This window comes from Lelliottia jeotgali (assembly GCF_977070485.1).
Genome location: NZ_CDRVFO010000015.1, coordinates 119,357 through 137,528, shown reverse-complemented (window position 1 = coordinate 137,528; position 18,172 = coordinate 119,357). Strand labels below are relative to the sequence as shown.

Annotated in this window: 17 protein-coding genes and 1 pseudogene; 12 read left to right on the top strand and 6 right to left on the bottom strand. The window is 54.2% G+C overall.

Annotated features, from left to right (window positions below; genetic code table 11):
* Positions 1–126: 126 nt before the first annotated feature.
* From ACW4TB_RS21090 to hpxO, 4 genes are all read left to right on the top strand, one after another.
* Positions 127–1,062 carry a recombinase family protein gene (locus ACW4TB_RS21090; protein WP_003089068.1) on the top strand — a complete coding sequence of 312 codons (936 nt, stop codon included), beginning with the start codon at positions 127–129 and terminating at the stop codon, positions 1,060–1,062.
* A 50-nt stretch (positions 1,063–1,112) separates the two neighbouring features.
* Positions 1,113–1,256 (top strand): hypothetical protein, encoded by a 144-nt coding sequence (locus tag ACW4TB_RS21085; RefSeq protein ID WP_306290506.1) that lies wholly within the window; start codon positions 1,113–1,115, stop codon positions 1,254–1,256.
* A gap of 74 nt (positions 1,257–1,330) precedes the next feature.
* On the top strand, positions 1,331–2,362 hold the full coding sequence (locus ACW4TB_RS21080; protein ID WP_009682454.1) for an aromatic ring-hydroxylating oxygenase subunit alpha: 1,032 nt from the start codon (positions 1,331–1,333) through the stop codon (positions 2,360–2,362).
* Positions 2,363–2,479: 117 nt separating this feature from the next.
* Positions 2,480–3,733 carry an FAD-dependent urate hydroxylase HpxO gene (gene hpxO, locus ACW4TB_RS21075; RefSeq protein ID WP_009682455.1) on the top strand — a complete coding sequence of 418 codons (1,254 nt, stop codon included), beginning with the start codon at positions 2,480–2,482 and terminating at the stop codon, positions 3,731–3,733.
* Positions 3,734–4,211: 478 nt separating this feature from the next.
* Here the strand turns inward: hpxO and ACW4TB_RS21070 are convergent, their stop codons facing one another.
* Together ACW4TB_RS21070 and ACW4TB_RS21065 are read right to left on the bottom strand one after the other, a co-directional pair.
* Entirely contained in the window at positions 4,212–5,210 is a 999-nt protein-coding gene (locus ACW4TB_RS21070; protein WP_009682456.1) for an isopenicillin N synthase family dioxygenase, read from the bottom strand.
* Between the two features lie 95 nt (positions 5,211–5,305).
* A complete protein-coding gene (locus tag ACW4TB_RS21065) occupies positions 5,306–6,253 on the bottom strand; it encodes a LysR family transcriptional regulator (RefSeq protein WP_009682457.1) in 948 nt (315 codons plus the stop codon).
* A 305-nt stretch (positions 6,254–6,558) separates the two neighbouring features.
* On the opposite strand from ACW4TB_RS21065, the gene ACW4TB_RS21060 reads away from it, so the two are divergent.
* From ACW4TB_RS21060 to ACW4TB_RS21040, 5 genes are all read left to right on the top strand, one after another.
* Entirely contained in the window at positions 6,559–7,707 is a 1,149-nt protein-coding gene (locus tag ACW4TB_RS21060; RefSeq protein ID WP_232247636.1) for a hypothetical protein, read from the top strand.
* A 52-nt stretch (positions 7,708–7,759) separates the two neighbouring features.
* Positions 7,760–8,608: an aromatic ring-hydroxylating oxygenase subunit alpha gene (locus tag ACW4TB_RS21055; RefSeq protein ID WP_009682459.1), complete on the top strand. Its 849-nt coding sequence runs from the start codon at positions 7,760–7,762 to the stop codon at positions 8,606–8,608.
* A gap of 23 nt (positions 8,609–8,631) precedes the next feature.
* The gene (locus ACW4TB_RS21050; RefSeq protein WP_033690311.1) at positions 8,632–10,389 is read left to right on the top strand and encodes a Rieske 2Fe-2S domain-containing protein; all 1,758 of its coding nucleotides are present in this window, start codon (positions 8,632–8,634) and stop codon (positions 10,387–10,389) included.
* 10 nt (positions 10,390–10,399) lie between these two features.
* On the top strand, positions 10,400–11,044 hold the full coding sequence (locus tag ACW4TB_RS21045; RefSeq protein ID WP_009682461.1) for a glutathione S-transferase family protein: 645 nt from the start codon (positions 10,400–10,402) through the stop codon (positions 11,042–11,044).
* A gap of 120 nt (positions 11,045–11,164) precedes the next feature.
* Complete coding sequence (locus ACW4TB_RS21040; protein WP_009682462.1) at positions 11,165–12,154, top strand: isopenicillin N synthase family dioxygenase; 990 nt, start codon at positions 11,165–11,167, stop codon at positions 12,152–12,154.
* Between the two features lie 94 nt (positions 12,155–12,248).
* On the opposite strand, the gene ACW4TB_RS21035 is transcribed toward ACW4TB_RS21040, so the two are convergent.
* Positions 12,249–13,049, bottom strand: a complete 801-nt coding sequence (locus ACW4TB_RS21035; RefSeq protein ID WP_009682463.1) for an outer membrane protein OmpK — start codon at positions 13,047–13,049, stop codon at positions 12,249–12,251.
* A 346-nt stretch (positions 13,050–13,395) separates the two neighbouring features.
* Positions 13,396–14,739, bottom strand: a complete 1,344-nt coding sequence (locus tag ACW4TB_RS21030) for a nucleobase:cation symporter-2 family protein (protein ID WP_009682464.1) — start codon at positions 14,737–14,739, stop codon at positions 13,396–13,398.
* A 315-nt stretch (positions 14,740–15,054) separates the two neighbouring features.
* On the opposite strand from ACW4TB_RS21030, the gene ACW4TB_RS21025 reads away from it, so the two are divergent.
* Together ACW4TB_RS21025 and ACW4TB_RS21020 are read left to right on the top strand one after the other, a co-directional pair.
* Positions 15,055–15,717 carry a GntR family transcriptional regulator gene (locus ACW4TB_RS21025; RefSeq protein ID WP_023662964.1) on the top strand — a complete coding sequence of 221 codons (663 nt, stop codon included), beginning with the start codon at positions 15,055–15,057 and terminating at the stop codon, positions 15,715–15,717.
* Between the two features lie 143 nt (positions 15,718–15,860).
* A pseudogene (locus tag ACW4TB_RS21020) lies at positions 15,861–16,795 on the top strand (IS5 family transposase); the annotation flags it as partial.
* On the opposite strand, the gene ACW4TB_RS21015 reads toward ACW4TB_RS21020, so the two are convergent.
* Positions 16,717–17,322 (bottom strand): heteromeric transposase endonuclease subunit TnsA, encoded by a 606-nt coding sequence (locus ACW4TB_RS21015; RefSeq protein ID WP_228393862.1) that lies wholly within the window; start codon positions 17,320–17,322, stop codon positions 16,717–16,719. The pseudogene ACW4TB_RS21020 and the gene ACW4TB_RS21015 sit on opposite strands and share 79 nt — an antisense overlap.
* Before the next feature lie 399 nt (positions 17,323–17,721).
* Here ACW4TB_RS21015 and ACW4TB_RS21010 point away from each other — a divergent pair, with 399 nt between their 5' ends.
* Positions 17,722–17,916: a hypothetical protein gene (locus ACW4TB_RS21010; RefSeq protein ID WP_009682466.1), complete on the top strand. Its 195-nt coding sequence runs from the start codon at positions 17,722–17,724 to the stop codon at positions 17,914–17,916.
* 49 nt (positions 17,917–17,965) lie between these two features.
* Here the strand turns inward: ACW4TB_RS21010 and ACW4TB_RS21005 are convergent, their stop codons facing one another.
* The gene (locus ACW4TB_RS21005) at positions 17,966–18,166 is read right to left on the bottom strand and encodes a hypothetical protein (protein WP_031325683.1); all 201 of its coding nucleotides are present in this window, start codon (positions 18,164–18,166) and stop codon (positions 17,966–17,968) included.
* Positions 18,167–18,172 lie beyond the last annotated feature (6 nt).

The following is an 18,172-nucleotide window of genomic DNA, read 5'->3' as shown; positions in this document are numbered from 1 at the left end:
AGGTTTTGCCGAACTCTATCGAGGAATGGCTCGGTTCGTTAAGCTCCCCACGCTACGGTTCAAATAACTGGTACGCTTTATCAAAGTTCAACTATTACTAACGTAGTCGAGTAAACGGTACTTTTGATGAAGATCGGTTATGCGCGAGTGAGCACTCGGGATCAGAAAGCCGACCTACAAGTCGATGCCCTGAAACAGGCCGGGTGCGAACGCATCTACCAAGACATCGCCAGCGGCGCGAAAAGCGCCCGTCCGGAACTGGACAAACTGCTGGCCAACGTGCGTCCGGGTGATGCCGTGGTGATCTGGAAACTGGATCGCCTCGGGCGCTCGCTCAAGCACCTGGTCGAGCTGGTCGGCGAGCTGGCAGAGCGTAAGGTCGGCTTGCAGAGCCTGAATGACCCCATCGACACCACCCATGCCCAAGGCCGCCTGGTGTTCAACCTGTTCGCCTCGCTGGCCGAGTTCGAGCGCGAGCTGATCCGCGAGCGGACTCAGGCGGGCCTGTCGGCCGCACGGTCGCGGGGCCGGATCGGTGGCCGTCCCAAGGGTCTGCCCGCCAAGGCCGAGGCCACCGCCATGGCGGCGCAAACGCTGTACCGCGAGGGTCGCCTGAGCGTCAGCGCCATCGGCGAGAAGCTACACATCTCCAAGAGCACACTGTACAGCTACCTGCGCCACCGGGGTGTCGAGATCGGCGCATACCAGAAGAGCGCCCGGTCACGCGATCAGCAGATCACGGCCTCGTCGTCATCGCCGGCAGAGCCGCCCGCTGTCGAGCGGGTGGCCACCGTCACCCTGCGCCTGGCGGTGGTGAATAACAGCAAGTTCGTGCGCGGCCGGAAACGGGCCAAGGAGAACATCGAGCGCTACTGCCTGGAACCCTACGGCATGAAACGGCTGGAGTCGGGCCACTACGAGTTGGCCATTTCGTATCGAAGCGACGACGAGCTGGACAAGACCGTGCACGACCTGCTGACCGAGATCAGCCAGGAAGCCGACATGCGCAACTGCTTCATCGAGGCGGATGCCTGGGAAGAAGGCACCGAGCGCAGGTGGTAGGGCTTACGTTGGTTTTTGGTTCCATTGCTCCCCAAACCCCAGGCAGAGACGTGCAAAACCTCCGCCGCTCGGCGAATGCTGCGGTGCTGAGTGACCTCGAGAAAGTACCGGGTGAATCGAGAGAAAGGGAACATGTGTTGTGTTTTTTGCAACGCGATGATGAGAAATCGATGTTTGAGTTCATCACGCCGTGATCTTAAAGTCCATACCGAAGCGCCTCAGAGCGCGCTTTTCAGACCGTTATGGCAGCTGACGAGGCTTATGTCCCATGATCAAAGACCGTACTCTTCCACTCAATTGCACTTTTGTCGAAAGTGACTGGCGCATTCTCGCTTCGCATTGGTACCCAATCGCCGAATCAATCACAGTGGGCGTTGAGCCGATCAAAGCGATGCTTCTCGACGAGCCGCTTGTGGTTTATCGGATAGGCGAAGAGTTGATCGTGGCGCGGGACGTATGCCCGCATCGTGGTGTTCCGCTGAGTATGGGGAAGAGCGACGGCCAAGGAGTGGTTTGTCCGTACCACGGCTTGCGCTTCGGTCACGGAGGCAAGTGCAACAAGGTTCCGGCAAGCCCCAATGGATCCATCCCAAGCCGTATGCAGCTTTACACGTATCCTGCGGTCGAGCGTTATGGACTGATCTGGACGTGCCTCGATCCTCAGAACGATCAAGTCGACATACCGAACATGCCTCATTGGGAGGATGCAGGGTTTCAGCAAATTGTTTGCCCAGCTTTCGACGTTAAGGCATTTGCAGGGCGTCAGCTTGAGGGCTTCCTTGATGTCGCTCATTTTGGCTTCGTTCACACGGACACTTTTGGCAATCCGAACAACGTTGAGGTTCCTGCCTATCGTCCCGAAGAAACACCTCAAGGTTTCGAAGTTCGCTATCTAAGCACAGTGGCAAACTACCCGATCGGCGTAGAGGCTGACATTCCTTCTGATTTCATTTGGCTGAGACACTTCGAGGTACACCTGCCGTTCACGGCTACTCTGACGGTGCACTTTCCGAACGATGGTCGGCTGGTGATCATGAATGCGGCTTCCCCCGTGTCGGCGAAATACACGCGAATGTTTGCCCCGATCGCGCGTAATTTTGACAAGCATATTCCTGTAGAGGACGTTCATAGCTTTAACTTTCAGGTGTTCGAAGAGGATCGTCTTATCGTCGAAGCTCAAAAACCGGAGCGTCTGCCACTCGATCCATCTCTAGAAGTGCACATTCCGGCGGACATGAGCTCGATTGCCTATCGCAAAGGGTTGCGTAGCCAAGGACTAAGCCAGTTCTTCCTGAGCTAAGTATGCGATTGTTTTACCTGAAAAGACGTGGGGAGCATGCGTGGCATGCTACCCGTGTCCCGGGGCGCGGACACTAACCAGTGCTGGTGGAGGTGCTCTCCCAATTCACACTGGCAAATGACCAGGAACAATCAGCCCAAGCGATCTTTTCATCTCTTCATCTTTGGTGCGTTCGCAATGACTCTTTCACCTTCTAACTCGAAGCCGTTGGATATCGTCATCATCGGCGCAGGCATCGGTGGGCTAACGGCGGGTATTGCCCTGCAACGTCACGGACATCGCGTACGGCTGTTCGATCGGGTTGCAGAGCTGACACCTGCAGGCGCAGCGATCTCCGTCTGGCCCAACGGCGTCAACATCCTAGAAAAGCTTGGTCTCGGAGATGAGATCAAAAGCTTCAGCGGTAGCATGGACACCATGAGTTACAGCACGCACAAAGGTGCCCTGCTAACCCGCTTCAGCCTCGAACCGCTATATAAATCCGTCGAGCAGCGCGCTTGCCCCATCGCCCGTACAGTCTTGCAGAAAGTCCTGCTGAATGCCTGTGGCGCTGAGAACGTCACTCTGAGTGTGAGCTGCGACAGTGTCGAGGCTCAGGAGGGCGGTGTGCTGGTGAAGCTCTCCGATGGCCAGCGCATCCAGGCCGATCTTGTGGTGGCCGCTGACGGTACCCACTCGCGGCTGCGCAACTACGTGGCAGGCTGCGAAGTAGCGCGTGACTACTGCGGCTATGTCAACTGGAATGGGCGCGTGGACGCTAGCGACGATCTTGCTTCTGCTGCCGAGTGGACCCAGTTTGTCGGTGACCAAAAACGCGTTTCGCTCATGCCTATCGGCAACGGCCAGTTCTACTTCTTTTTCGATGTACCACTTCCCGCTGGAACTCTCAATGTGCGGGAACGCTACCGTGAAGAGCTGTACAGCCACTTCGAAGGCTGGGCTCCTCCAGTGCGAGCCCTAATAGAGCGTATGGATACCTCCATCGTCAGCCGCGTCGAAATCCACGACATAGCGCCAATCACCAGCTTCGTCAAAGGCAGGGTAGTTCTGCTGGGCGATGCGGCGCACCCCATGGCGCCTGACTTGGGCCAAGGAGGCTGTCAGGCTATGGAGGATGCCTGGGTACTTGCCAAATGCCTGGAGCTAAGAGCCGCTGATGTCGTAGCCGCGCTTGACCTCTACAACACCGCTCGTGTCGATCGCACCGCGCAGATCATGCTGCGTGCCCGTAGCCGGTCAGAACTGACCCACGGAAGAAGCCCGGCGCATACGCAAGCTTGGTATCAGGAGCTCGCGCAGGAGACAGGGCAACGTGTAATTGCGGGGATCGTCAAAACTACCCTAGGAGGCGGGGAAATGGTACTCGGCTGATCCGGAAGTGACCAACCCTGCCTGCGCAATCTGAGGCAGTAATGATCTCCCTTGAAAGTCTCTTCAGACGCATAGGCGCCTGGTCGATCAGGTCATGGGTGGCATCTGCGTCATTACCGATCGAACCATGCGTTCAACCAGATAACCTTCACCTGCGACCTGGATTGTACCTGTGCAAGGGCGGACACCATCGCCCTTGATGCTGGAGTTTGGAGGTGGGTTCGCCGAACGCATACGTTCGAGTAGCGATCTCGACTGCTCATGCTGATAGGTCCAACCGTGATTGCTCCAGGGGCCGCTCTACACGAGGTCCACTTTCAGTTGGTGCCCGGCATACCTCGCAAAAGCTGCCGTCAAGCCCAGCCGGTGACCATTCCCATTCAGGCGCAAGTGTTTCATCGTCCCAAAGCTTCGTGCGGGGCATTGTCAGAATGGCTGGATAAAGGCCAGTGCGATCGCGCTGGCCGTGCAGACCGCATTACATGGCGTAGGTTTTGCGGAACATGTTTTTGTAGTGGTCCTCGACAGTGATCACCGGGTACTTGGGCGACTCTCCTGGAATGAGGCATTGATGGATACACTCGATCTTGTGATCAACATTTCCAGAATAGAAATAGGGCACTGAGTAACGCTCGTTCCCTGACAAATTCACCACCCGATGCAAGGTCGAGCGATACAGATCGTTGGTCCAGCGCGAAATCAGGTCGCCGATGTTTACCACGTAGGAGCCAGGCACAGGCATCGCCCAAATCCAGTCGTTACTTTCCTGATCCCAAACCTGCAAGCCCGAATTGTCGTCCTGGAGTAGCAGCGTCAGGCCGCCCCAATCGGTGTGTGCTCCGCAACCTTTTTCACCAGGTGCTGCCGAAGGGGACTGGGGAGGATAATGGAGCAGCCTTAAGGTCGTCATCGCATCGTGGCAGAAGCTGGCAAAGTGCTGCTCAGGAAGACCCAGGGACAGCGCAACACCTTGCATCAGCAGTTGCGCGACACCCTCCAGCTCCCTTTGGTATTGCTCCATCGTTGCACGAAACTCAGGCAAGGCTTCTGGCCAGAGGTTTGGACCTTGGTTGAACTTACCGTTCAAAACATCGGGGTGGTCGAGCGGTTTATCCTGCCCGATATAAAATCCCTCTTTGACATCGGCGGGCGCCCCGGCCTCAAGCACCTGATTGCGTAGTGGTTCGTAGCCTCGATTTGCTTGAGAGAGCGACTTATCAACCTTGGCTTTTTCCTCGGGTGGCAGTGCAAACAGCTTCGCTGCCTGGTCGATGACTCGCTGCTGGAGGGCCGAGGATATCTCGTGACCAGTCACATAAAAGAACCCTTTATCGCGGCAAGCCGCACCGATCTGCCGGCCTACCTTGGCACGTACATCGATGTTCGATGAGCGCAGTCCGGACATATCGATGATCGGCAGCGATGCAGCCGTATCGGAGATTTCAATGGTTGTAGGTACGAGTTGAGCGTTTGACATGGGAGCAACTCCTGCGTGAAGACTTTTAGTGTCATCGGTTGAGCCGCTTACGAAAAGCATCGATTATCGCTCTAGCTGATGCTTTTTTGGCATCGCTAGCCAAGAGTCCTGTAATCAGCGGCTTCTTGGCGCTCGCGGAGCAAAATCTCATCTGCGAGAATTCTGGCAAAGGCATCGACAGCAGTCGGGATATAACGACCTGCCCGCTTATACAACCCAAGATCGCAAAAAATCCCGCCGCCATCCGTTAGCGGCAGCATTTTTAGCAGCTTCGCCTCCATTTGCGCCTCAATACCAAATCTGGTCTGGAAAGCGATGCCACGGCCCCGGAGCACCATCTGCTTAGCAAGCTCGAGTGAGCCAGACTCAATTCGGGCTTTGCCTGGGATATTCGCTGCCTTGAGCAGAGCCGCCAATCGATGGCGAGTCGATAATTCAGGTTTACCCAGGATGAGATCGTAATCGGCGCAAGCACCGAAACTGACTTGTACCCTTGCGCCTAATGCATGTCCTGGGGGCACTATTGCGCCAAGTCGAAAATGCCCGAGGGCTAGCTGCTGAAGTTCTTCGTGTCTGGGCAGCGCAAACGCCAAACCAAGGTCAGCGGCTCCCTCGACGATCGCGTCAGGAATGCGATCAGCACCGCAGAGAGAAACCCCAATAGTCACCCTCGGATAACGCTGATGCATTATCTCCATCACCGTGGGTAAGAGGTCGACCGCTAGCGTCTCTACCGTTACCAGTTCTACATGCCCAGCACGCAGCCCCTCCATGGCGTCAAATTCTGCGCGCAGTCTTTCAACGTCATGCAAAACCACACCGATGTGACGCGCGAATAACTCGCCGGCAGGCGTCAATCGAAGTCCGGAATTGAGTCGATCGAACAGGGGGGCACCAATGTCATCTTCGAGCTTAAGGATCTGACGGTTTACCGCTGATGAGGCGACATTCAAACGCCGCGCGGCTTCGCGGATGGACTCGCAACGGCGGACCATATCGAAGTAAGTGACGGCAACTGAGTGAAACTTTAAACGGCGAGCCATTGTTAATCCCTCAAATCACTATGCGGGCTTAAAGGTCTTCAGCCCAAGCGATGCTAGGGCAAAGACTGGAGGTAGCACGCGTGCGCAAGCAGACATACACCTCACCAGCGCACCAATCTGAATCACAAAAGAAGATTGGCGCACCTCTTTGGCGCTAAAAGCCTCGCCAAGAATCTTCGGACGCTTTCATCAAAAGCTGTCCGACCAGTCAAATAGAGGGCTAGCCCTATCAATCAAGTGAATTGGCACAGGAAGTGCTTTGACATCGGCATAACTGGTATACCAGATTGTGCATCTGGAAAGCCATGAAATTTGATGATGACAGCAAATGGCCTTTGACTCTGGCACACGCGATAGGGGATCAACACATGAAAAAGATGTTCAAGCTGGGATGTGCCGGTCTAGGCATTCAAGCGTCATCCATGGAGCGGCCAGTTTCCCTGGTCGAACTGCCCATCCTCGAGCAGTTCAAGCTGGTAAAGGAAGCCCAAGTTTGGGATTTCATCGATCGTATTCCGAACAATCGTCAGGAGCTGGACGAGTACATCAAGGGCAGCCAACTCTACGATCTGCCGGTACTGTCGGGCAGTGGCTGCTACACCTTGGGGCTCGATGAGGCAGTCATCAGGGAAAACCTGGATCTCACCGTAGAAGTAGGCGGCAAGTACCACAACTTCATGGTTTGGGCCAAACACAAGGACGGCCACTACGTCACCAATGAGGAAGTGGCTGCCTGCTACCTCGACGCTTATGAATACGCTGCCAAATCTGGGGTCATCATCACCTTCGAAAACCACGTTGACATGTGGTCAGAAGACTACCGGCGAGTGCTGGAAGTAGCCGATCTGGTTGAGACTCGCGGTGTGCCATTCAACATGGCGATGGATTACAGCCACTGCATCTTCAAGATTGAAAATGAGGTCGAGCACGCGGTTTCACAGATGCGCGGAGATAACGAGGCCATTGCGATGCTTGACCCGTTCAATTCCGATAGCTACGCAGATCAATGGCTTAGCCGCAACCTAGTGCACTGGGCGCAGATGCGGCCAGCAGCACCGAACGGCCCATTGAACTGGTGGGGCTTTGAGACTGGCCCTTGGGACGCGAAAGGTATTGACCGCCCAGGTCGATCTATTCAGTACCCATTCGAGCGTCCAGCCAAGGGGGAATGGCACACCGATATGTGGCATGCGCACAAGTTGGCTTGCACCAAAGAAGTGACCCGCAAAGTCATCGATGCGTATCTGCAAAGTGACGACACCTCGCTGTCGCTGATGACCATCGACAACATCAATCTGAACGCCTACGGCCTAGGCTGGAAATACAACATGTTCGCTGACAGCTGCGCCTACGCGAACTTCGTTCGTGAGCTGTATGCCGAGCGTGCGGCTGTCCATCAAGCCCGCAGTGCTGTTTCACCTACCGAATTCGTTGCCCAGTACCGGGCCCAATAACCGTGACTGCCCCGGTCACTCCACGGTGCGCCGGGCTTCAGAAGGCATTTTCATGCACGCAGAAAACAGCTTTGTAATCGACGACTGGTATCCCGTCGGGGCGCTGGCCGAGACAGTCAGCGGCCGGAAATACCACACTCGAATTTTAGGGACGGAGATCTGGTACCAACTTGCAGATGGCACTGTATCCGCCGGGCTGGCAGATAACACGGCGGAGCTAGCGTCCAAGAGCATTTATGGTCTGCTTTGGGTGTCACTAAGCGATAACCCTAGGGACGTCATTGCGATACCGGAGTTCGCGGAAGCGGACCGCAGAGTGGTCAGCGCAGGCTCGATCCGAGTAGCTACGTCAGGACTGAGGGTTATCGAGAACTTTCTCGACATGGCGCATTTTCCGTTTGTTCATACCGACATTCTTGGCGCGGAGCCCCTGACCGAGGTTGCCGCTTACGATGTCGAAATAGATGAAGCGGCTGATGAAATTCGGGCAGTCAATTGTCGTTTCCCGCAGCCCAAGGGGTCAGCAGCTGCGAGCGAGCCGGTGGAGATGCAATACGTCTACCGGATAGCTCGCCCTTTCATTGCCATCCTCTACAAAACATGTGTGATCGATGCCAACCGCTTGGATGTGCTTGGACTTTTCGTGCAGCCGGTGGATCAGGAGAGCAGCATCGCTCACACGATCATGTGCTACCTGGACGACATCAATACCGACAAACAACTGCGCGACTTTCAGCAGCGCATTTTCGGGCAGGACATCATGATCCTGATAAACCAAGTCCCCAAGGCCTTGCCCCTTAATCCAAGACATGAAACCCCCGTGCGAGCGGATGCACTCTCCAGTGCCTATCGACGCTGGCTTAATGACAGAAACGTGACGTTCGGCACCACCCGTGGGTGAGCTGTATTAGCAGGTGATGAGATATGGTTTCGTTGAATCAACAATGGCACGTGATTGCCAGCTCTGAAGACTTGCCGTTCAGGCATGTGTACCAGACACGTCTGCTTGGCCAGGAGCTTGCCGTCTGGCGTGACGACGCAGGTGAAGTAAACGTATGGGAGAATCGTTGCCCACACCGTGGTGTGCGGTTAAGCCTAGGCGTGAATGTCGGCGACCAGCTCAAATGCCAATACCACGGCTGGAAATACGAGAGCGGCTCGGGGCAGTGCTCCTTTGTACCGGCACATCCCGGCGCAAAACCTAGCACTGCATGCGTTCGCACGTTCCAGTGTACGGAGGTGAACGGTGTAGTTTTTGCTCGGCTTGAGGCCGCTGGATCTGAACACAAACCGAACAACTCTGCACCGATCGATGCAGCCGTAGCGAGCAACCTACGCAGTCATACTGTTCCCATGAGCGCCACTGCAGCCGCAGGCTTGCTCAAAGAAGCAGCAACGTTATTCGCTCCTGTTTTGGGCAGTTCTACCGATGGGGTTCAGGTGCTGGCCACCGGCCTTATTATAGACCTGAAGTGCGCAGGCCTTTTGGACACCCTACGGCTGTTCGTGCAGCCGGAGTCGGATGGACGAGCAGTAATTCATGCTCGCCTTTTCTCTAACCAACCCGTGTCCTTAGAGCGTAAGTCGACTTTCATTGATATTCTGGGAAATTTGTTCTTGCCCGCGCGGGAGAGCACTAGCAACGTCGCGGCTCCCCCTGTCCGACTAATTGCATCTGATGCCGTACCAGTGGCGGCAACACGCAAGGCTACAGCGAACCACCAGTTCTGGTGCACCGTGACGTCACGTCGTAGTGAAACTCCGGACATTGACTCTTATTGGCTCACGCCTGACGAGCCACAACAATTCGATCTCGAACCGGGAATGCATGTCAGCGTGCTCACGCCCTCCCGACACCTACGCCAGTATTCTTTAGTGAACACCCCGGAGGAACGGGACGTGCTGGTGATCGGAGTCAAGCATGAAGTGAACTCACGAGGCGGCTCGCGCAGCATGCACGCTGATGTGCACGTCGGCACCAAAATCCTGGTCTCACTACCACGAAACCAGTTCATCCTACAGCCGCCTGGCCGCACACCATTGCTGATCGCGGGTGGCATTGGGGTCACACCGATCTTGGCGATGGCTTTGCATCTGCAGTACGTAGGGCGCCCCTATGGTTTTCATTACCTGGCGCGAGGTGAGCAACATATCGCCTTCCCGGATCGAATCGCTACCTTGGCCAGTGATCATCCACCTTATCTAGGATTGGATGTCCTTGGGACCCAACGAACGATCACTGAACTGCTGCAGTCGGTGGATAGCGACAAGCACGATGTGTACGTTTGTGGTCCACAACAGATGATCGAGTTGGTGGCTACAGTTGCTCAGCAAGCGGGGTTTACCCCAGAGCAGATTCACTTCGAGTACTTTGGTCTGACGCCTTCCACAGGCTCAGGCCCCGCCACCACAACGACCGGGTACCAAGTCGCAATAAATTCTACAGGCCAAGAGTTCACCGTCGAACCAGGGCAAACACTTCTAAAGGCGTGTCTGGATCACGGCATAACAATAGATTACTCCTGCGAGCAAGGCGTCTGCGGGGCTTGCGTCACCCCTGTTATCAGTGGCGATATAAATCATGAAGACGTCTACCTTTCCGCCAAAGAGAAGGAAAGTGGGAAGCTAATCATGCCATGTGTGTCGGGCTGTAATTCCAAGAAGCTGGTGTTGAATATTTAATCGGTGCCCCATGTTAAAACTTTACGATTTCGAGTTGTCTGGCAATTGCTTCAAAGTCCGATTAATGATGTCGATTCTAGGTCTAAAATACAAGACCGAGGTTGTGGAGTTTTACCCAGGGCGGGAACATAAAACCCCAGCATTTCTGAGAATTAATCCGATGGGGCAATTGCCAGTTTTGCAGGATGGTGAAAAAACCATTCGAGACTCCCAGGCGATATTGGTTCATCTCGCTGCGATGTATGACTCGACGCGTCAATGGTATCCGGTCAATCGCCCCGACGTGCTTGGAGATATCCAGATCTGGCTAGCATTCGCGGACAGTTTGACTGGGTCCATCTCAGCTGCTCGGTTGCACGAGCTTTTCATGTACGACTTCGATGCTGAGAGTTGCCGCTCTCGCGCTTACGATCTGCTGAATGTAATGGATAAGCATCTTTGGATGCAGCGTCAACAGGGCTTCAATTATTTATGCCCGTTGGCACATGCGACTGTGGCTGACATTGCCTGTTTTCCGTATGTAGCGATGGCCGACGAAGCAGGACTATGCCTGCAAGATTATCCCTCCGTACGTTTGTGGCTGGATGCAGTCAAGCGAGTTCCTGGATTTACAGTAATGTCGGGGATTTTCCCAGCAGGAGACGCACCGCACTAATCAGGATTGGCACTGGGCGAAGCGCCGAGCCGAGCATCGGCGCCCGAAAATTCGTGCCGAACCGATTCAATTTGAAACGCTGCCTTGCTACTAAAACATTTGGCTGAATGAGGCTTGGAAATGGTCATTTACACCCCGCCATCAGTGGCAAAAAACATTCCTGTTATCGATTTGCTCGACAGCTTTTCTCACGATATTGAAAAACGCAAGGCAGTAGCTTGGGAAATTCATAAAGCTGCTCGACAGACTGGTTTTTTTTACATTAAAAACCACGGCGTTCCGTTAGAGCTGCAACAGGCGCAATTCGCGGTGGCCAAAGATTATTTCCGAACTCCGCTTGAAGATAAGATGCGAATTAACTCTAAGAAATCGAGTTGTCTGCGTGGCTATGAGCCTATCGCGGCACAAACCTTGGACGAGGGTTCGCCACCCGATTTGAAGGAAGGGTTCCTTTTGGGGCGAGAGCTAACCGAGGCGCATCCCCATGTTCAGCGCAAGACTCCTTACCATGGCCCCAATCAATGGCCAGAAGGGAATCCACGTTTTCGTCAGCATACCGAAGATTACATGCAGTACATGGATCTACTCGGCCGTAGGCTGGTTCGCTTACTCGCGCTATCACTGCAACTGCCTGAAGACTTTTTCGACGAAGGTCTCAAGGAACCAATGATCATCACTCGGATGCTTCACTATCCAAGTCAGCCGGCCGATGCTCGTGAAAATCAGCTGGGTGCCGGCGCACACACCGACTGGGGTCTAATCACTCTCCTGCTGCAGGATGAAGTGGGTGGTCTGGAGGTACGTAATGCCGACGGGGAATGGCTGAAAGCCCCCTACATTGATGGTACTTTCGTTGTGAATCTGGGCGACATGGTTCCGTTGCTAACGGATGGCCTGTATCACTCCACCATGCATCGGGTCTTCAACGCGAGACAAGACGCCGCGCGTTACTCGATTCCTACCTTCTTTGACCTGGATTACTACTACGAGGTCGAAGTAGTACCGTCACTTCGCAAGCCTGACACTACCTACCCGGCACCTATCACGGTTGGGGGGCACATTGCTGCGATGTTCGACAAGACGTTCGGCGTCACCAAAGCCACGGTATAATCACTCGCCGGAATGCAAAGGCCACCCTCGGGTGGCCTTTTTAATTTCTGGCTCTGCCAACTATAAATGGCGAACTACCAGCCCGCCACTATAGTTAAAAATAGTATTTCACAATCAGGCTTGTCACATTCTGATTGGTATTGAACTCCTTGGTACTCTTAATGGCGTACTTGTTAGACCAATTATTATACTCGATACCTGCATAGAAGTGCTTCGCTTTATAGCCTAGATACTTGCCAATGTCATATTTTACCTGGGGATTGAAGAGCAAATTGCGATGGTAGCTCCCCTTGTTATTGACTACCCAGTCCAAATAACCATCGATAACTAGATCGGAGCGTCCCATCGGAATCGTATAAGCCCAGCTTGGAGTAATCTGCCATTGACCAGAGGGCGCGGCGCCGCCATCTGGCTTGCGGTAATAGAAATTTATCTGGAAATAATCGAATCCTGGAAGAGCGAGATCAAATCCCGGGCCTAGTAGATAATTGACCTGATCGTGTGAACCGTTCCGGTCGTTCTTATCCCATTCAATGCTTGTTGCGATTAGCACATCCTTGATCGGACCAAAGGCAAGGTTGCTGTTGAACATTTTGCCAAGTGAAAGACGCGGCGCCGTCTCACTGTAGATAGAATGATGCCCGTCATTGTAGGTCCCACCTCCTGGATACCAGTTGTTATCAATGAAAAAATACACGTCGCCCCACGACCAATCGCTAAAATGTTCATAGGTGATGGTCTGAACAGTCTTGGCATCGACTTTGAACTCTTTACCATATTGGTATGTAAGGCTGTCGCTATGCCAATTCATGTCTGCAAATGCAGATAGTGGGAGACAAGTGATACCCAGCAGCCCAGCAGAGCCTACCGCAGCGACCAACTTATTAACTTCCATCTTACCTCCAATATATAAAACTGACCGAGCGATCAGCTATTTATACATAGCAAGTATGGGGCCAGCCAAACACTCTATTGCGCAGATTTTACCGACGAAATCAACACATAAAAAAATCTTTTGCGCTGTGTGAGAGCATATAAATAAATGGCGGCGTATTACGGTGCGGGATAATCTCTCTCTCTTGCAACGTGATGGTGCGGCCGCGCCCCATAATAATCGGGAGTTTCAGAGGCAAAAAAAAGCGACCGATAACGGTCGCTAAGCGCAATCCTGACCTGGGAGCATTAAGGCAGGTACCACTTCATATTTTCTAAAACATTTATCAACATTACTGAGTTCTACTTTATAGAGTTTGCGATTGAGCAGGAGTTGATTCGGATCCTTGACGCATTGGTTTCGCAGCTACTCCATTGAAGAACAAATTAAGGAGAGTGGCGACGATCGCGGTTAGTAGAATAGGACTTTCAAGAATAGGCCCTAACGCAGACGGTAACTTATTGAAGAATTGCGGAGACACTACCGGCAGCAGGCCTACCGCAAGGCTGATCGCCACTATATAAAGGTTGCCCACTTTCTTGAAGTCTACCCGAGCCAAGACCTTCATCCCGCTAGCAGTCACCATGCCGAACATTACAATGCCCGCACCACCCAACACAAAAGGAGGTATGGAGGCGACGAAATACGCGACCTTCGGAAATAACCCAAGCACAATCAGTATCATTCCGGCAAAAGCGCAAACCCAACGGCTCCGTACCCCGGTGATACTCACCAGGCCTATGTTCTGCGCATAGGAGGTGTAAGGGAACGTGTTGAATATGCCGCCAATCATAGTGCCTGCAGCATCAGCACGAAAACCCCGAACCAGCGTTCGCTCGTCCATTGGTTTCTCTACTATCTCGCCTAGGGCGATGAACATTCCGGTGGACTCGATGAAGGTGACCAGCATCACGATGCACATGGCTGCGATTGGCCAGATATGGAAGGTCGGTATGCCGAAATGAAAGGGCTTGATAAGCCCGAACACTGGTGCTTCCTGAATCCCCTCCAGGCTTACTAAACCCGCCACCGCAGCCACTGCGAACCCAAATACTAGCCCTAGAAGTACAGATATGTTATTCAGAAAACCCTTGGCATACCGCACAATTAGCAGAATACAGACCAACACTGCGGCAGCGATTCCAAGGTAGAGAGGTCGACCAAAGTCCGGATTCCCAAAGCCGCCGCCAGACCAAGCGGCAGCTACGGACATTAGCGAAAGTCCTACTGCGACGATCTCTGTTCCCGTCACCACGGGCGGGAAAAAACGCAGGAGTTTCCCCACCAATGGCGCGACAGCCAAGCCGAACAAACCAGCAGCGATGGTAGCCCCAAAGATTCCCGACAAGCCCACTGTAGCGTCGGAACCGATTGCAATCATGGGGCCAATAGCTGTGAACGTTACCCCCATCATTACAGGCATGCGAATACCTATTGGCCCCACACCTAACGCTTGAATGATCGTGACGATCCCGCACGCGAATAGGTCGGCGTTGATTAGAAAAGCGATGTCGGCCTTAGACAATCCAAGCGCCGCACCCAGCACCAATGGAATCGCCACGGCACCGGCGTACATCACCATTACGTGCTGGCATGCCATTAAGAGCATTGAAATGAAGCGCGCATTATTTCTAGGTGGAGAGTTCTTCATACAGACCTGCGCTGTGGGGCTCCTTGCTTATGGCAACTGGCTGGAGCTAGTAGTCGAAGTAGACACTGAAATGCCAGATTGGATATCTGGTATACCAGTAGCCATCTGACGCAAGCATCCTTCATGCCAGATCCACAAGCTGTCTCGGTGATCAGGTTTCTGAGGGCTGCGCCGGGATTTTATGTTGGGCTTTTCGACCAAAACGCCCCTTTTCGGACCATTTTCTGCGGAGGCTCCCCAAGACAGTGCCAATCCCGCCGGAGAAGGCGGTGTGATAGGCTACCCGGCTGCTAACTTCCATTGATAGCTGGTGCCATGCTCACTCAAAAAATTGTTTCCGCTATTTCAGACGCCATCTATCATCGCCGACTACCGCCAGGGACCAAGCTGAACGAGCGGGACATCGCTGAGCTGTTCGAAGTAAGCCGCACCGTTGTAAGGCAAGCGTTGATACGCTTGTCACAGGATCGGCTGGTAGTGGTCTCGCCTAAACGCTCCTCAACAGTTGCCTGCCCCACCTTCGATGACGCCTACCAGCTGTATCAAATGCTGCTGGTCATGGAAAGTGGGGTCATTGACCAGTTGACCCGCAGCATCAGTGAAAAAGATCTAGAAACTTTACGGGCTCATACCCTGAAGGAGCGAGTTGCCTTCGAAAACCACGACCACGATCTTGGCGACCAGCTTGGCCGGCAGTTTCACTCGCTACTCATTTCGTTTCTGCAGAACGACATCCTGAATCAAATCCATACCCAGCTTCGACGCCAAGAAGCGCTTATCAATGCCTTGTACCGTTCAGGATTCGACTACTGTCAGCTACGAAATGAGCATTCCCGTCTGGTCGACTGCCTCGAACTTAAAGATGGCGAATCGGCTAAGGCCCTGCTGGCCTCGCACTACAACCTGGTCATTAAGGGCTACAAGTTCGACACCGCAGTGCCCCCAGAAATCGACCTGAAATCGGTACTTGGTTTGTAGCGACGGAGGGTGTTGACGCTGCATCCACCCCCACAAGTTTTTCACTAGGCAGGGTGTTTAGGGACTCTCCGATCAAGTCAGCACAGGCAGCCGGACCTGTGCTGAAATAGCGCTCCGTTCATCCACGCCAAGAAGTCTTGCCCATGAGTCAGATGAGCTTCTCCGATTTCGAATATGCCGGTAAGCGCAAGCAAACCCGTCGTGAGCGTTTCCTGGCCGAGATGGAACAGGTCGTACCGTGGAGCGGACTGGTCGCATTGATCGAGCCGCATTACCCAAAGGCAGGTGGCGGTCGCAAACCCTATCCATTGGAAACCATGCTGCGCATTCATCTGCTGCAAAACTGGTTTTCACTGAGCGACCCCGCTATGGAGGAAGCGTTGTACGAGATCACCTCGATGCGCCAGTTCGCTCGACTGACGCTCAGCGCCCCGATCCCCGAAGACACGACGATCATGAACTTCCGGCATCTGCTGGAGAAGCACCAGTTGGCGGCGTGTATTCTGGAAACCATCAACGCGTACCTGCGAGACAAAGGCTTGTCGCTGCGCCAGGGCACGATCGTCGATGCCACGATCATCCACGCCCCCAGTTCGACCAAGAATAAGGAAGGCAAACGCGACCCGGAAATGCACCAGACGAAGAAAGGCAACCAGTACTTCTTCGGCATGAAGGCGCATATTGGTGCCGATGCTGAGTCGGGCCTGGTACATCACGTTCACGGCACTGCCGCGAACGTAGCTGACGTGACGGAGGTCGCTCAGCTACTGCATGGCGAAGAGAATGTCGTCTGTGCGGATGCGGGCTACACAGGCGTGGAAAAGCGGCCTGAACACGAGGGGCGCCAGGTGATATGGCAATCGCTGCCCGCCGCAGCACCTACAAACACTTGAGTAAACGCAGCGTACTATACAAAGCCAAGCGCAAGATCGAAAAGGCCAAGGCGCAAGTACGTGCGAAAGTGGAGCACCCGTTCCGGGTGATCCAACGCCAGTTCGGCTATGTGAAGACTCGCTTTCGCGGCTTGGCCAAGAACACGGCGCAACTGACCACGCTATTTGCGCTGTCGAATCTGTGGAGCTCGCTCGTCATGCTTAACGGAATATTCAGGTCGCAACAAACGACGCCCTTTGCGATCAGGTTCCACAACACGGGGATCAGCTCACCGCGCTGCTTGGGATCAGGAGCAAGCATTCCAAGGAGGTTGCCCACACTGATCAAGTTGTAGCTTTCAAATACACCCACGACTTGGGCGCGCTGAAGCGGGCCAGGCTCTCGGCTTCGAAACGGCCAAAGAAATTTGACGTTATCCAGATATGGCGTGCGGATTTCCCGTTCCGTGTAGACCTCAAAACGCCACCCGCGCTCAGCGCAGTACGATTTTGCCGCGCGAAATTTGGGCAACAGGTTTCGCCACTGCTCGCGAAAATTCGCTCGGTATTTGACCTCATAAAGGATTGGCGGCGGTGATGACGCCGATTCCTGGAATGTGATGAGGCCGTCGGGCGTGTACGACCGCTCCTCACCGGCATCGCCCTTGTATTCGATCCTAACGGGCTGAGGTAGGAAGCTGCTGACGCGGCGATCGAAGCGGACAAGCTCCATTAGGTCGCGCTCGAGGGTCGATTCAAACCGACCCATCAGCGGTACGATGCCTGTGACGCTACGACCGCTAACGCCGATGCTGCGGACCGGCAAAGTGGGCAGAGCCTTCTTCATTCTCATTGATCTCTAGAAACTAACCGTATTTTCTCATTTTACGATGTGTTTTACAGCGGCATCGCAGCGAACCTTACCGCACAGTTCTATGACGTTACCGAGGAGGTCGTGGAAGTACATGTACTGCAGCAAACAGCGCTGACTGCGACAGTCGTTGCATCGGCGCCTGGGGGTCATACTTGTACATTTCAAATGGTGCCGGCCCCTGCAGAAACAGCGGCTCCACATGGCTGGCTGATCGCACACACCAGCTGCAAGCCCTAAGCTTGGAGGAGGGCAAGGAACGTGAGTACCCGATTAACCGAAACAGCTACCCACGATGACTGGCAGGAATTTGAGCACGGTGGCCAGCGCTGGTCGTTCAACGCTGATGAGCTCGCCCAGCTCGATGAGGAAGACGGGTTCTTCCACTTCGTGGACTACCACCGACTGAGTAAACCGACAGTGGAACGTGTAGCGGCATTCATCGACAGCATGTGAACCATCAGCCCGCCCAGCGCGGGTTGAACTCAATCAGTGAGCAAGTCAGTTACGACTGGTGTGGATCGGCAGTGATGCGGATGGTTTGCTCCCTTGCCAACACGCGCTCGATGCGTTGAAACAACCCCTGATTCTTTGCCTTGGCTGCTGGGCGCAGCCGATCGGCCTCCTCGATCACAGCCTGCAGTGCTTTTGCTGGATCGGGTTGCTTGCTCGAATAGCCCAACCGTTGCCCAAGGTCGTACCGCAAGTTCTG

Excerpts from the sequence above, each read along its gene's own strand:
- ACW4TB_RS21090 (WP_003089068.1), top strand. The coding sequence starts at position 127 with ATGAAGATCGGTTATGCGCGAGTGAGCACTCGGGATCAGAAAGCCGAC.
- ACW4TB_RS21080 (WP_009682454.1), top strand. The coding sequence starts at position 1,331 with ATGATCAAAGACCGTACTCTTCCACTCAATTGCACTTTTGTCGAAAGT.
- hpxO (WP_009682455.1), top strand. The coding sequence starts at position 2,480 with ATGACCAGGAACAATCAGCCCAAGCGATCTTTTCATCTCTTCATCTTT.
- ACW4TB_RS21070 (WP_009682456.1), bottom strand. The coding sequence starts at position 5,210 with ATGTCAAACGCTCAACTCGTACCTACAACCATTGAAATCTCCGATACG.
- ACW4TB_RS21065 (WP_009682457.1), bottom strand. The coding sequence starts at position 6,253 with ATGGCTCGCCGTTTAAAGTTTCACTCAGTTGCCGTCACTTACTTCGAT.
- ACW4TB_RS21060 (WP_232247636.1), top strand. The coding sequence starts at position 6,559 with ATGAAATTTGATGATGACAGCAAATGGCCTTTGACTCTGGCACACGCG.
- ACW4TB_RS21055 (WP_009682459.1), top strand. The coding sequence starts at position 7,760 with ATGCACGCAGAAAACAGCTTTGTAATCGACGACTGGTATCCCGTCGGG.
- ACW4TB_RS21050 (WP_033690311.1), top strand. The coding sequence starts at position 8,632 with ATGGTTTCGTTGAATCAACAATGGCACGTGATTGCCAGCTCTGAAGAC.
- ACW4TB_RS21045 (WP_009682461.1), top strand. The coding sequence starts at position 10,400 with ATGTTAAAACTTTACGATTTCGAGTTGTCTGGCAATTGCTTCAAAGTC.
- ACW4TB_RS21040 (WP_009682462.1), top strand. The coding sequence starts at position 11,165 with ATGGTCATTTACACCCCGCCATCAGTGGCAAAAAACATTCCTGTTATC.
- ACW4TB_RS21035 (WP_009682463.1), bottom strand. The coding sequence starts at position 13,049 with ATGGAAGTTAATAAGTTGGTCGCTGCGGTAGGCTCTGCTGGGCTGCTG.
- ACW4TB_RS21030 (WP_009682464.1), bottom strand. The coding sequence starts at position 14,739 with ATGAAGAACTCTCCACCTAGAAATAATGCGCGCTTCATTTCAATGCTC.
- ACW4TB_RS21025 (WP_023662964.1), top strand. The coding sequence starts at position 15,055 with ATGCTCACTCAAAAAATTGTTTCCGCTATTTCAGACGCCATCTATCAT.
- ACW4TB_RS21015 (WP_228393862.1), bottom strand. The coding sequence starts at position 17,322 with ATGGAGCTTGTCCGCTTCGATCGCCGCGTCAGCAGCTTCCTACCTCAG.